The sequence below is a fragment of the Acidiluteibacter ferrifornacis genome (assembly GCF_009909615.1).
Taxonomy (GTDB): domain Bacteria; phylum Bacteroidota; class Bacteroidia; order Flavobacteriales_E; family Vicingaceae; genus Acidiluteibacter; species Acidiluteibacter ferrifornacis.
Genome location: NZ_WWNE01000012.1, coordinates 254,815 through 267,110, shown reverse-complemented (window position 1 = coordinate 267,110; position 12,296 = coordinate 254,815). Strand labels below are relative to the sequence as shown.

The window sequence follows — 12,296 nt, the reverse complement described above, 5'->3', positions numbered from 1 at the left end:
ACTTACTTTCTAGCAAAGGCGCTTTTTTACTTTTTCACTAGTTGGTTGTTTAAAAGTATCTCACTTTTTAAAATATGCCCAATTATGAATACTGAACTTTGAGGTAGAACACAAAACACAATTTCATGAAAAGTATTTTTATAGGTCTGTTTCTTTATTGCACCAGCTCCATTTTTGCACAGCATACTTTAGTATTAAAAAGTGGTGAAAAAGTCAGTGGTGTTGTCATTGAATTAAAAGATGACGTTCTGAGCATGGTTGTTAATCGCAAAATGGTCACCTACCCTATGCTAGATGTTAGCACTATATTCTTTAATGAGTATGTCCCATATGATGGCGCATTGTTGGACGATACCAAAGAAGTGGTATTTAAGGTAGATCAATTTACTGTGAAGTATGCGATTAAGGATAGAAAAATGATTCGCGAACCAAAAGTTTCGATAGGAACACAGGATAAAGGCACAGTAGTAGTTGACATTGTAGTGGATAGATATGGAAATATCAGAAGTGTATTGGCAGGTGCAAACGGCACAACTACTAGTAGCGAATACCTATATGTAAAAGCTGAAACGGCTGCTCGCTCTGCAAAGTTTGATGAAAATTTAACTGGACCATTGGAAACTAAGGGCACAATTACCATCGTATATCCTTAATTTTCCAAGATGAAAAATACACCATCTGTATCTGAACTACTAGGAGTCAAATATCCTTTGATCGTAGCTCCCATGTTTTTAATTTCCAATACCAAAATGGTCATTGAAGCGCTTAATTTTGGTGTAAGTGCTGCATTTCCTGCGCTTAACTATAGAACAGATGAAGAGCTAATTGATGCAATTAGAACCATTAAAAAAGCAAGTAGTCAATCATTTGGTGTAAACTTAATAGTCAACAAATCAAATCCTAAATACAAAAAACAACTTGATATATTAGTTGAAGAAGGAGTACCCTACATCATAACTTCCTTAGGTAGTCCTGCTGAAGTTATCGAAAAGGCGCACCAAAAAGGAATCAAAGTCTTTTGTGATGTTACCAATTTAGAATATGCATTAAAAGTTGAAAAATTAGGTGCAGACGCAGTAATCGCAGTCAACTCCAAAGCAGGTGGACATTGCGGCAACATTTCACCAAAGCAGCTAATCGAAGAGTTAACAGCGAACTGTTCTATCCCGGTGATAACTGCAGGAGGAGTTGCCACGGGTTCTCAACTTGAAGAAGCCATGAGTTGGGGTGCTGCAGGAGCTAGTGTTGGAACCATATTCATCGCCTGTGATGAAGCCGATATTTCTCAAGAATACAAACAAGCGATGGTTGACTATGGCGCAAAGGACATTATTTTAACCGATAGAATTTCAGGGTCGCACCTCACTATCATCAATACTCCTTATGTACAAAAAATTGGAGCGAAAGCTAGTTGGTGGGAACGAACTTTGTTAAAAAATAAGTGGTTAAAAAAATATGTAAAAATGTTCATCTATGTGAGAGGAATGAACCAGGTAAAAAAAGCTGCTGAAGGTGCCACCTACAAAACCTTTTGGTGTGCAGGCCCTTCCATCGAGTATGTGCATAAAATTCAACCAATAAAAAATATTCTAGAAGATTTTTTCAAGAAATAATTTTGAATAGATTTTCAGTTTATATTTGGATTTAATTTAAACTTAAAATCATGAAAAAGAAAATCACTGCCACACTTCTTGCAACTTTATCGATTTTTATAATTGGTTTATCTTCATGTAAAAAAGATGAAGATTCAGCAAAAGACAAATTTCAAAATAAGGATTACTACCTCACAAATAGCATTGAGATGGAAAACAATGTAGTAGTAGCTACTTATGCAGATTTAGACCAATGTGAAAAAGATGATTTTATAAGATTAAATTCCAATAATACCGGGTATTATAGTGAAGGATTAACCAAATGTGACCCTTCAGATGAACAAATTACCAATTTCACTTGGTCATTATCAAACGACGATAAACAACTTAATGTTGTTATTTTCTTTTTTAACGTTAGTTTTAATATTCTTCAAAATGACGGGACTACATTAAGACTTTCAACAACTTCCATTGAAGATGGAATAGTATATACTACTGAGCTGACTTACGTTAAAAGATAAGATTGAAAAAATATTACTTAAGGGCCATCAATTGATGGCCTTTTTTAGTTAATACATTTCATGTTTAGTCCTTCCTTTTTCCATTGGTTTTATAGAACTTTGCAAAAAATTAACACACATGAAAATTTTCAAGAGCTTCACATTTGATTCTGCACATTTTTTACCCAATGTACCAGAAGGGCATAAATGTAAAAACATGCATGGTCACACCTATTTATTGAAGGTGATTGTGGAGGGAGACTTGAAAGAACACCTAAACTGGGTGATGGATTTTACTGATTTAAAAAAAGCAGTTGATCCTGTCGTTAAAGCACTTGACCACAAAGTTCTCAACGAAATAAATGGCCTAGAAAACCCAACTTGCGAAGGACTTGCTGTTTGGATTTGGAACAAAATAAAACCTAATCTTCCAGAGTTAGCCACTATAGAATTAAACGAAACTCCAACTTCAGGAGTGATATACTCTGGATATTAATCTTCAATATCCTTCTTGAAATCATTTTGACTAACCTTCTTTGCTCTTTCATCCACTCGTTGAAAAGTAGTTGAAGTCACTTCTGCTATAAAAGATTTTAAGTGTTCTATGTTTTTGCCTTTTGTCATTATTCCAATGAGAAATGGTTTCTTTTGATGATAAACAATGCCAAAGTGGTGCAACTGAATATAATTGTCTTTACTTGGTTTTACACCGTATTTATGAGCTACAGGAATCTCTTGGGGGATCGATTGACGAATTCCAAAACCATATCCTGTTTTAGATAAAGTTTCTAGCGCCAATTCTGAGTACTTTTTTTCTAAATATGAAGAATTATACAAAACCCTGAAAAAGGAGGCATACGTCCGTATTGTTATAAAATTCTCATTAAAATCAATGCCATCTGGTATGATCATTCCGAGTTCTGATTCTACTGAACGTAAAAATTGAGGACTTTCTTCTTCTATATAATCAATCAGCATAATGGTCGCTTCATTATCAGACTCAATAATCATAATATCAATTAATTGAGATACAGTATACTCCGAGCCATGGATTAGCTTACTATTTGATTTCGGACTCTTTTTATCCATCTCTAGATATTCAGCTTCCTTTGAATCAGTGTACAACAACTTCTGCTCTAAAATATGTGGTTTTGCTTCTGCATATTTATAGATTGCTATCATGATAGGAACCTTCATTAAACTACCAGGAGAAAAGACTTCACTTTCATTAACTCCAACTTTTTGATTGGTAGTCAAGTCTCTATAATAGATAGCGGCTGAACTTACTTTACCACTTTTTTGAGCAGTTTCAGTTTGATGCAATAATAAACTATCCATCCCTTCAATGGAAGATAAGTCAATTGAACTATAGTCTAAATAAGCTATACTAGGATTCAGGAATCTGAACTGATTCATTGTTATTGGGTCCTCATTATACTTATTCGCTGAAATGCTATCAATTGGAGGATTAATTTCTGCCGCAAAAACGAAATACCCTACCCCGACTCCAATAGCTATTCCCATTGCCAATCCTGATAAAACAAGTTTTAGGTTTAACTTGCTTATATTTAAATCAGTTCCCATAGATTCAATACTAAATAGTAAAATTTTAGAAGGCAGACCAAATTAGATAAAAGAATTGATTTGTTGATTCATTAAAAATTCATTTTTTATGCTATATGAATTGACTTACATTTGCCAAAAAAAATCATCATCATGAAGAATTTTATCATCACAAGCCTTCTACTCCTGTTGACTTCTACCTTATCAGCTCAATTAAAAAATCCTCACTTTGTGGGCTTAAATGCTGGAATAAGTATGCCAGTTGGTGAATATAAAAATTTTGACACTGCTCGTGCTTCTGCGGTAAATGCAGGTAAATACGCATCATTAGAAGCAGGCATATACATCTCTAGATTTGTTGGTATAGGTTTTAATCTAGGTTTGTATACTAATTCAATCAATGAATCAGAAATTAAATCTGAATTTGAGAAGCAATTGATTACCAATAATGCCATCGAAGTTAAAGCTGATGACTGGTTAAATGCTTATGCTTTAACAGGTTTATATCTAACTATTCCGATTAAAAAAGTTAGATTGGATTTTAAATTTTTGGGTGGTGCTGTCAATTCTTCTCAACCATTAGTAACTGTTACTACCAATGAAAGCGGTTCTGTGGTTGTTCGTGAAAGCAAAGTTGAAGATGCTATTGCTTTTGGAATCAATTATGGTGCGCACCTAAGAATTCCTATTATCTCTAAGTTATCGTTAAGATTAAACGCTGAAACATTCACGTCGTTGCCCGAATTTAAAAAGGAAACTACTACTTATATAAACGGTAATAAATCAATTACTAAAGAAAATTTCGAGCAAACTATTTCGGTTTTAAACGTAGGTGTAGGATTGTGCTTTAGTCTATAAGTAGTTGAAAGCATAAATTAGCAAAACTCCAAACCCCAAAAGTAGGGTCAATAAAGCCAACAAATAGCTCACCCAATGACTTTTGGGAGATCTTGGATTTTTACCAAATAGACGTTTTGTCAATTGAAATAATTGATATCTATAGTCGGCAACTTTTTGATACCCCCAATCAGAAAGTTGCATAAACCAACCTCCTTTACTATACCATTTTGTCAAAAATGGATATTTTCCGGCTAATTCAAATGCTTTGTATGCCGCATCCGGACCAGAATAAACACTACCATCAGGCAATACTAGTCGAACGGCTTCTCTATACTGAGTAATTGAAATGTCAGGTACTTTTTTATGAGCCAATTGGTATTTTTGATACTCAATTGCATCACCTGACATGATCCACCAACGGATGATCCAATAATGACAAAAACCACAGTCCCCATCCCAAATCATCAAAGGTTTTGATGACGGAGGATACGAAGTGTGGCTGATTTTACTAAACATAACTCAAAGTTACGCTAGTGAACTCTATTTTGGTGGGAATATTTTTATTTTCCTCTTGCTCCCATTACAAAAATAATCGTTAAACCAACAATTAAATGCATCGGGATGGTTAACAAGAATAAACCTTCTGCACTATTTACCGATTCTGTGGTACTGACTGTATATGGAGCAACTAAACTCAGTAAGGTGGTTAGAATTACCACAACAGAAAAACCCTTCATCGTATCCTTTTGGATGTAACGATCCATTATAAAATAAAGGATTCCTGAAAATATACCAGGTATCAATGAAGCGAGCATCACCATGTAGATGTTGATTAGTGGTTCATGAAACCCACTAAATTGGTTGTATGCAAAGAAATAAAGAACATTTACTAATGCTGCTACAATACCTGCTATTAAACCAGTTGTTATATTATCGCTTAATGTATTCTTTAAAAATTTTGCTTCAGTTTTCATATGTCGTATAGTTTTGTATTTTAGTATTTCCTTGCACAAACATCTCCAAACATCATACAGTATGAAAAAATTAATATTAACAATCTGTTTTTCAGTTGCATATTTAATTTCCATGGCACAATCATCTAATACAATACGCTATGTGGCTCTTGGAGATTCTTACACAATCTGTGAAGGTGTTAACACAAGTGAATGTTGGCCGAATGTGTTAACCAAACACCTTAATAAGAAAGATGTGGACATTACTTTGGTGGCTAACCCGTCTAAAACTGGCTATACTTCTCAGCAATTAATCGATAATGAAATGGCAGTTTTTACCAATGCAGAGGCCAACTTTGCAACAGTTTTGATTGGAGTTAATGACTGGGTGCAAGGTGTTCAAATTGGTATTTTTGAAAGTAATTTAAATTACATTGTAGAAACCCTTTTGGAAACGCTTTCTTCCGATCGATTATTTTTAATCACAATCCCGGATTTTTCAGCTACACCCAAAGGGCCTGAATATAGCAAAGGAAGAGACATTACCGCAGGAATATCGGAGTTTAATGAAATCATTAAAAAAGCAGGTGAAATGTATGGAGTAACTGTTATTGATATATTTCCGACCACTCAAGCAATGAAAGACAATCCTGAATTAGTCAGTGCAGATGGATTACATCCATCTGCTAAAGAGTATTTATTGTGGGAAGGAATTATTTATCCACATGTATATGAAGCTTTAAAACCTAGATAAGTTTTTTTTCAATGTAATCGCTATTTAATAAACTTAAGGCTCCCATATATTTCAAATCAAAGGAAACTAAGTCTCCCACTTTATATGCACCTTCATCCGCTCCCAGATCTATAACCAACATATCTGAACTTGCCCCAACAATTTTAATGTCATCATGATTTGAAATTAAAAAATCCGGATGAATGTCCAACAATCCCACATCCAGTATCGCACGATAAGAAGTTTTTCCGTAATCCTCAGGGTTTATTTCCACCATTTCACCACTTGGGTTCTCAGCTAAAGTTCCAGTTGGTACTTTGGGCTTTTCTGTCAATTCAATAATCTCTGTGTATAATTTTAAAACATCGGTTTTCATTCCTACAACAGGAGCCTCGGTAAATAAATTATTACCAAAGTAAAGCATTTCACCTATTCGAAAATGATTGATTCCTGAAGGAAGCATTCGTTGCAACAACAACGGAACTACAACTGATGTTCCACCTGTTACGAAAGGAATTTTTTTGTTGAATTTAGCTTCAATCAATTGTTCATACAAACTCAATTGTATCAATTTATCAGGAGAGGGCATTACTCCATGTAAACAATTTAAATTGGTTCCAATTCCAGAAACTTCGATATGGGGTAATTGAAAAATTTCACCATAAAAATCAATCAACTCCTCTCCCATTACCCCTTCTCTCAAATCTCCCATTTCAATCATGATGATGACCTTATGGATTTTATTTTGAGCAACAGCTTCCTTTGAAAGCATCCTAATAGTTTCTATTTCAGTATTAAAACTAACATCTGCATATTGTACAATTCGTTTAATGCTTCTCTTTGCAGGGGGCTTTATGTAAACTGTTTGGATTTTGGGATTGATTGATTTAATAGTTTTCAAATTAGAAATTCTAGAATCATGTGCTTCATCTACCCCCAACTGTATTAATTCTTTTAAAAAGAGTTCGTTCCCACAGAGCAATTTGGTAACTACCCCCCATTCGATTCCATTAGATTTGAATAAATCATCTAAGAATTGATAATTGTGCTTTAACTTTTCTTTGTCGAATGTAATAAATGCCATAATTGCTTTATTTAATAACTTTTCTAGGAATATTATGGGGTAAGCGTGTTAGTAGTTCGTAATTCAGTTGATCACTCAATTCACTAAATGAAGAAACCGAAATTGAATAATCACCTTGGTTTCCAATCAAAACTACTTCGTCGCCTTTTTTGGTGTCTGGAATATCTGTGATATCAAGTACCATCATATTCATATTAACAATTCCGACCACACTAACGCGCTCACCATTGACTAAAACACGCCCCTGATTACTTAATGATCTACTATAACCGTGACTATACCCAACTGGTACAGTAGCTATTTTCATATTTTCTCTCGCCATGTATGTCGTTCCATATCCAATAAACTCACCAGTTTCGACTGTTTTAGTACTCATAACTTTACTTTTCCAACTTAAAATCCTTCTTAGTGGATCTGTCCGATCTGACTTATCTTTCACATAATGAATAAATGTTTCAGTACTAGGCCAAAATCCATAATTAAGAATTCCAATTCGTACCATATCCATTTGAGTTTTTGGATAAGATAAAGTAGCAGCAGAAGAAGCAGTATGATAGCACTCTGCTATTAAGCCCTCTTTAGCTAGTTGTTTGCGTTGCTTTTTAAAGCTTTTTATCTGCTCTTGAATTCGAACGTAATTTCCAATACTCTCTGCACCAGCAAAGTGTGTACAAATTCCTTTTAAGATATAATTTTCATTCTGGTTGAGTAATTCGATTACTTTGAGCACTTCCTTCTTTCTCAAACCAGTTCTATTCATCCCTGTTTCTAACTCTAAATGAATTTGAGCGAGTTGGTTCAATTTTTTCGCAATTTTCAAAGCTTCCTCCAGACGATTAACCTCAAAAATGTAAAACTGTATGTTGTTTGTGATCGCCCATTCCAATTCTTCATTATCGAGCATTCCCATGATCATAATTTCTGCATTTGGAGCTACTTCACGACATAGTCTGGCTTCATCAGCACTGAATACCGAAAAGTGAGTTTGCCCAGCTTTTATTGCCATAGGAACCAAATCAACTATTCCATGACCATAAGCATTCCCTTTTATCACTGTGCTAATTAGGGTCTGTTCCCCTACTACGCTTTTTAGGAATTTATAATTTTCTTCTAAAGCTGACTGGCTGAGTTCAATGTATGAAGTTTGAAACACTATCGATTGGTTAATTGAATAATTGTTGAATAAATGCGGTTTCCTATGGGAATCAATTCATCAGGAAAATCAAAATTGGAGTGATGTAATGCAGGTTGATTCTTACCTGAGCCTAAGCCAAACATAGCTCCTTTAGTATCGTTAAGAAAATGTCCAAAGTCTTCTGACCATCTGAATGGTTCAACTAATTCTTCTGTAGAAATTTGATGCTTTTCTGCTGCAGATCGAATTAATCGAGAATGAATTTCATGGTTTATGGTAGCTGGAAATACTTCAGTTTCTTCAATAATAAATTCCAATTGTTCTGATTGTGCTAGCTGGGTTACTTTAGTCTGAATATTAGCTGTTAGAGCATCCATATCCTCATTTAAAAAACTTCTCAATGTTAACATAAGCACTCCATCAGCGGGACTAATTCCAAAAGTCACTTTTCCCACCTTTAAATGAACTATGGTAGTAATGGCAAAATCTTTGGACTCAAAATTTTCATTCAATCGATGAATATACCCCACAAGTTCTGCAATCGCAAAAGCAGGATTAACACCATTTTCTGGTTCAGCAGCGTGTGCAGTTTTCCCTTTAAAATGAATAACTAATCCTTTGGAAGCCGCAGCAAAATGCTCATTCCGTATCAAGACCTTCCCTAGTTCTATACCTGGTATATTGTGAAGACCATAAATGGCATCTATTGATAAACCTTTAAACCTAAGATCTTCTATCATTCGTGCTGCTCCTTCCCCAGTTTCTTCAGCAGGTTGAAATAATAAAACTACTTTCCCCTTTTGAATCGGATGAGTCGACAACTCTTCCAATAAGGAAAGAACCATTGTCATATGCCCATCATGCCCGCATAGATGTGCAACTCCTTTCTTTTTTGATGTATACTCCACATTTGAATGCTGCTCTTCATGAATCGGTAGGGCATCTAGTTCAGCTCTAAAAGCGATGGTTTTTCCATTATCTTTTCCTTTAAAAATGACCAATACTCCATATCCTCCAACATTCTCTATTATTTCATCAGGATGAAAAGATTTTGCCAATTCCACAACCCGGTTAGCAGTCCTTTCCTCTTGATTAGAAACTTCAGGAAATCGGTGTAACTCTTGTCGAAATAAAGTCAGTTTGTTTAAAAATGAATCTGTTAACATATTAGTCTTTAACTAAACGCATTTCTAAATACTTATTGGTAAAACCCAATCTTTCATACAATTTTTTAGCAGGATTATCAGGCTCTACATGCAAAGCAACATCTCCCTTTGTTAGTTTTAGCGCTTGTTCCATCAATTGTTTACCCAGTCCTTTTCCTCTGTAATCTTGATGTACGGCGATATATACAAGAATGTTCTCTGGAATGTATTTCGACATTCCAGTTTCATTGATAACAACTGCTCCTATGATCTCCTCCTCGATCAGTCCTAAAAGTACAAATCCCCCTTTCCCTAGGTTCTTTTCAAATACATAGTCCAAACATTTTAGGATATCATCTACACTATCACCAAATTCATCTAAATGAGTATTTAAAAATTGAGCAATCTTCTGATTGCTATAAAATAAGTCTTGACCAGAGAATGAATTTAATACTTTTGGAGTTAGTTTAATTTTTTCCATTTGTTTGTTTTATTTCAATTGAATTATTATCCGTTAACGTAATTATAATAAATACCACTAAAGCAGCTAAGATGCCAAATAGATTCGCATTGATGTTGAATGGCAAAGCCACCTTAAATAACTCTAGAGATACTGTGGTACCGCCACCAAGAATCATAGCTGCTATTGCAGCTTTAGAACTCACTCGTTTCCAAAACAGAAGACCCAATATAGGCACCAGTAGTCCAGAAACCATAAAAGAATAGGACAGCAACATCAATTCCAACACATTTTCCATGCTCATTGCTAATACTATTGCAAACGCACCAATTAAAAGTGTAAATAGTTGTGAATATTTCAACACACTTTGATGACTTTTTTGCTTCAATAATTTGCCAAAAACATCAGTAGTTAAATTTCCTGAAGCCGCCATCAAGCAACTATCTGCAGTAGAAAGAATAGCAGAAAAGTAAGCTGACATCATTACTCCCATCAATCCAACGGGTAAAATATGACTCAATAGTAATGGTAAACCCATTTCAGGGTCCAATCCTTTTGAGGTAACAAAACCTAAATCAGTGAACATTCCTTGATCTGCTGCTACTTTAGCAAACAAACCTAACAGAACACCCATAAACGCCATTATTGGCCATTCAAACAAACCTGCGATAAACCAGGCCTTTTGGGCATCTTTCTTTGATTTACATGAAAATATTCGCTGATACAAGGTCATCCCAACAAACCAAATTGGGATTATAGTAATGGCCCAATTAAAGAGCTGTGACCACTCAAAATTAGTTAATGACAGCAGCTCCGGTTTTACAGAATAAATAATTGTTTCGTATCCTCCTATTGCGAAATAAGCCATTGGAATGGCAATAAAAATCAACCCAGACATTAATAAAATCCACTGAATAGTATCGGTATAAATCACAGCCTTCATCCCTCCCATTACTGTATAAACCACAGCTATAACCCCCATAATAATTAGAGCTGTAGTTAGATCTAAGGCTGGAAAGGAAGCTGATGCCAATTTTGCACCTGCCAAAATCTGTGAACTTGAAAAACCAGTATACCCAATTAAAGAAATCAATCCTGCTAAAAGTGCTACTTTGGGACCATAATGTTTGCCAAATACTTGTGGAAAAGTCAATAACTGAAAGCGGTCGTTCATTTCGGCTATCTTCGGAATCAGCAAGACTGCACTGAGCCAAGCTCCAATTAATCCGGTAAAAAGCATCCACGAACCGCTAATGCCCATCACAAAGCCAAGACCTCCCAACCCTATAGAGAAACCTCCACCAACATCCGTTGCAACTACAGAGAGTCCAACGTGCCAGCTGCTCATGTTTCTGCCACCTACAAAATAATCATCAGAGTTTTGATTTTTCTTGAGGAAGAAAAATCCGACGCCCAACATAATGAGCATGTAAAGAATAAAAATACAGCCATCTATCCAGTGCAAATCGTCTACTTTTTGGTAGATTCACAAAGGTATTTATAATAAACTAAAGTATAAAGTAAACTACACAGCAGTTTAAAATTCAATTATTTGAATTTTTCAACAATCGTTGCATCTTGCTTTAAGTCATGATAGTGCATAGTTAAGCCTCTGCTGTTTTTTTCTATTGAAGAAATTGAAACTGTGTGTACAAAATTTGATGCATCTAAGCGGATATTTGGTAGGTTTTGGTCACCTCCAAATCGATGAAATTTAACCATCTCTTCTCTATTCCGCGTTGACGATTCTTGCATAAATTTTGAGAACATACTTTCACGCTGTAATCGAACGGCTTTAGGATATAAAGGTGCCGAAGAATATATATGAGGAAGATCAGGTTTTAAGTGCTTAAAATGAGTCAATACACCATCCCAACGAAATTCAATCATTTCTATCTCGTCTTGAATCTGATCCAAACAAATGATTGTAAAAGGCTCAATCCCACTAAAATCATAATCAAAAGTAAACTGTTCAAAACTCGTATACTCAAAACAATCTAACAGAACGATGCCTCTGCTTTTCCGATAAGGTGGTTCATGTTTATGTTTTTTAAATGCACCATTTAACAAACTTACCACTCTATGCTCACTGAGGGCCAACCAGGTTCCTTTAGCATTACCATCTTGTGGAAATAAGACTGATTTGCCTATAATTGTTTGATAAACTGGAAAAGTTGCTGGCAAACGCTCTTGAGACTCATCACGATTAGAAGTCAACAAGAAATCTCCTTCCGGTTTAGGAATATAGGTTAAAGTACACATGTGTCTAAATTACATAAATCAACTAGGAT

15 protein-coding genes are annotated in these 12,296 nt (G+C 35.1%); 6 read left to right on the top strand and 9 right to left on the bottom strand.

Annotated elements, in window-relative coordinates; genetic code table 11:
* Positions 1-125 precede the first annotated feature (125 nt).
* The 4 genes from GQN54_RS13325 to queD all read left to right on the top strand — a co-directional run bounded on the left by GQN54_RS13325 (position 126) and on the right by queD (position 2,588).
* A complete protein-coding gene (locus GQN54_RS13325; protein WP_160634053.1) occupies positions 126-653 on the top strand; it encodes a hypothetical protein in 528 nt (175 codons plus the stop codon).
* Positions 654-662: 9 nt separating this feature from the next.
* Positions 663-1,613: an NAD(P)H-dependent flavin oxidoreductase gene (locus GQN54_RS13320; protein ID WP_160634052.1), complete on the top strand. Its 951-nt coding sequence runs from the start codon at positions 663-665 to the stop codon at positions 1,611-1,613.
* Positions 1,614-1,663: 50 nt separating this feature from the next.
* A complete protein-coding gene (locus GQN54_RS13315; RefSeq protein WP_160634051.1) occupies positions 1,664-2,113 on the top strand; it encodes a lipocalin family protein in 450 nt (149 codons plus the stop codon).
* A 118-nt stretch (positions 2,114-2,231) separates the two neighbouring features.
* Entirely contained in the window at positions 2,232-2,588 is a 357-nt protein-coding gene (gene queD / locus GQN54_RS13310; RefSeq protein ID WP_160634050.1) for a 6-carboxytetrahydropterin synthase QueD, read from the top strand.
* Here the strand turns inward: queD and GQN54_RS13305 are convergent.
* Positions 2,585-3,676, bottom strand: coding sequence for a serine hydrolase (locus GQN54_RS13305; protein WP_160634049.1), 1,092 nt, complete (start codon positions 3,674-3,676; stop codon positions 2,585-2,587). The two genes, queD and GQN54_RS13305, sit on opposite strands and share 4 nt — an antisense overlap.
* Positions 3,677-3,808: 132 nt before the next feature.
* Between GQN54_RS13305 and GQN54_RS13300 the strand changes: the two genes are divergently transcribed.
* A complete protein-coding gene (locus GQN54_RS13300) occupies positions 3,809-4,513 on the top strand; it encodes a hypothetical protein (protein WP_160634048.1) in 705 nt (234 codons plus the stop codon).
* On the opposite strand, the gene GQN54_RS13295 is transcribed toward GQN54_RS13300, so the two are convergent.
* Positions 4,508-5,011, bottom strand: a complete 504-nt coding sequence (locus GQN54_RS13295) for a thiol-disulfide oxidoreductase DCC family protein (RefSeq protein ID WP_160634047.1) — start codon at positions 5,009-5,011, stop codon at positions 4,508-4,510. The genes GQN54_RS13300 and GQN54_RS13295 overlap by 6 nt on opposite strands.
* A gap of 44 nt (positions 5,012-5,055) precedes the next feature.
* The gene (locus GQN54_RS13290; RefSeq protein WP_160634046.1) at positions 5,056-5,469 is read right to left on the bottom strand and encodes a DUF6069 family protein; all 414 of its coding nucleotides are present in this window, start codon (positions 5,467-5,469) and stop codon (positions 5,056-5,058) included.
* Positions 5,470-5,530: 61 nt separating this feature from the next.
* On the opposite strand from GQN54_RS13290, the gene GQN54_RS13285 reads away from it, so the two are divergent.
* Positions 5,531-6,202 carry an SGNH/GDSL hydrolase family protein gene (locus GQN54_RS13285; protein WP_160634045.1) on the top strand — a complete coding sequence of 224 codons (672 nt, stop codon included), beginning with the start codon at positions 5,531-5,533 and terminating at the stop codon, positions 6,200-6,202.
* On the opposite strand, the gene GQN54_RS13280 is transcribed toward GQN54_RS13285, so the two are convergent.
* The 6 genes from GQN54_RS13280 to GQN54_RS13255 all read right to left on the bottom strand — a co-directional run bounded on the left by GQN54_RS13280 (position 6,195) and on the right by GQN54_RS13255 (position 12,267).
* On the bottom strand, positions 6,195-7,265 hold the full coding sequence (locus GQN54_RS13280) for an alanine racemase (protein ID WP_160634044.1): 1,071 nt from the start codon (positions 7,263-7,265) through the stop codon (positions 6,195-6,197). The genes GQN54_RS13285 and GQN54_RS13280 overlap by 8 nt on opposite strands.
* A 7-nt stretch (positions 7,266-7,272) precedes the next feature.
* Positions 7,273-8,418, bottom strand: a complete 1,146-nt coding sequence (gene alr, locus GQN54_RS13275) for an alanine racemase (RefSeq protein WP_160634043.1) — start codon at positions 8,416-8,418, stop codon at positions 7,273-7,275.
* Entirely contained in the window at positions 8,418-9,566 is a 1,149-nt protein-coding gene (locus GQN54_RS13270) for an amidohydrolase (RefSeq protein ID WP_160634042.1), read from the bottom strand. The genes alr and GQN54_RS13270 overlap by 1 nt, the downstream gene beginning before the upstream one ends.
* A 1-nt stretch (position 9,567) precedes the next feature.
* Entirely contained in the window at positions 9,568-10,026 is a 459-nt protein-coding gene (locus tag GQN54_RS13265) for a GNAT family N-acetyltransferase (RefSeq protein ID WP_160634041.1), read from the bottom strand.
* On the bottom strand, positions 10,013-11,470 hold the full coding sequence (locus tag GQN54_RS13260; protein ID WP_160634040.1) for a sodium:solute symporter family protein: 1,458 nt from the start codon (positions 11,468-11,470) through the stop codon (positions 10,013-10,015). Before GQN54_RS13260 ends, GQN54_RS13265 begins: the two co-directional genes overlap by 14 nt.
* An 83-nt stretch (positions 11,471-11,553) precedes the next feature.
* On the bottom strand, positions 11,554-12,267 hold the full coding sequence (locus tag GQN54_RS13255; RefSeq protein WP_160634039.1) for an NRDE family protein: 714 nt from the start codon (positions 12,265-12,267) through the stop codon (positions 11,554-11,556).
* Positions 12,268-12,296 lie beyond the last annotated feature (29 nt).

Excerpts from the sequence above, each read along its gene's own strand:
- GQN54_RS13325 (WP_160634053.1), top strand. The coding sequence starts at position 126 with ATGAAAAGTATTTTTATAGGTCTGTTTCTTTATTGCACCAGCTCCATT.
- GQN54_RS13320 (WP_160634052.1), top strand. The coding sequence starts at position 663 with ATGAAAAATACACCATCTGTATCTGAACTACTAGGAGTCAAATATCCT.
- GQN54_RS13315 (WP_160634051.1), top strand. The coding sequence starts at position 1,664 with ATGAAAAAGAAAATCACTGCCACACTTCTTGCAACTTTATCGATTTTT.
- queD (WP_160634050.1), top strand. The coding sequence starts at position 2,232 with ATGAAAATTTTCAAGAGCTTCACATTTGATTCTGCACATTTTTTACCC.
- GQN54_RS13305 (WP_160634049.1), bottom strand. The coding sequence starts at position 3,676 with ATGGGAACTGATTTAAATATAAGCAAGTTAAACCTAAAACTTGTTTTA.
- GQN54_RS13300 (WP_160634048.1), top strand. The coding sequence starts at position 3,809 with ATGAAGAATTTTATCATCACAAGCCTTCTACTCCTGTTGACTTCTACC.
- GQN54_RS13295 (WP_160634047.1), bottom strand. The coding sequence starts at position 5,011 with ATGTTTAGTAAAATCAGCCACACTTCGTATCCTCCGTCATCAAAACCT.
- GQN54_RS13290 (WP_160634046.1), bottom strand. The coding sequence starts at position 5,469 with ATGAAAACTGAAGCAAAATTTTTAAAGAATACATTAAGCGATAATATA.
- GQN54_RS13285 (WP_160634045.1), top strand. The coding sequence starts at position 5,531 with ATGAAAAAATTAATATTAACAATCTGTTTTTCAGTTGCATATTTAATT.
- GQN54_RS13280 (WP_160634044.1), bottom strand. The coding sequence starts at position 7,265 with ATGGCATTTATTACATTCGACAAAGAAAAGTTAAAGCACAATTATCAA.
- GQN54_RS13270 (WP_160634042.1), bottom strand. The coding sequence starts at position 9,566 with ATGTTAACAGATTCATTTTTAAACAAACTGACTTTATTTCGACAAGAG.
- GQN54_RS13265 (WP_160634041.1), bottom strand. The coding sequence starts at position 10,026 with ATGGAAAAAATTAAACTAACTCCAAAAGTATTAAATTCATTCTCTGGT.
- GQN54_RS13255 (WP_160634039.1), bottom strand. The coding sequence starts at position 12,267 with ATGTGTACTTTAACCTATATTCCTAAACCGGAAGGAGATTTCTTGTTG.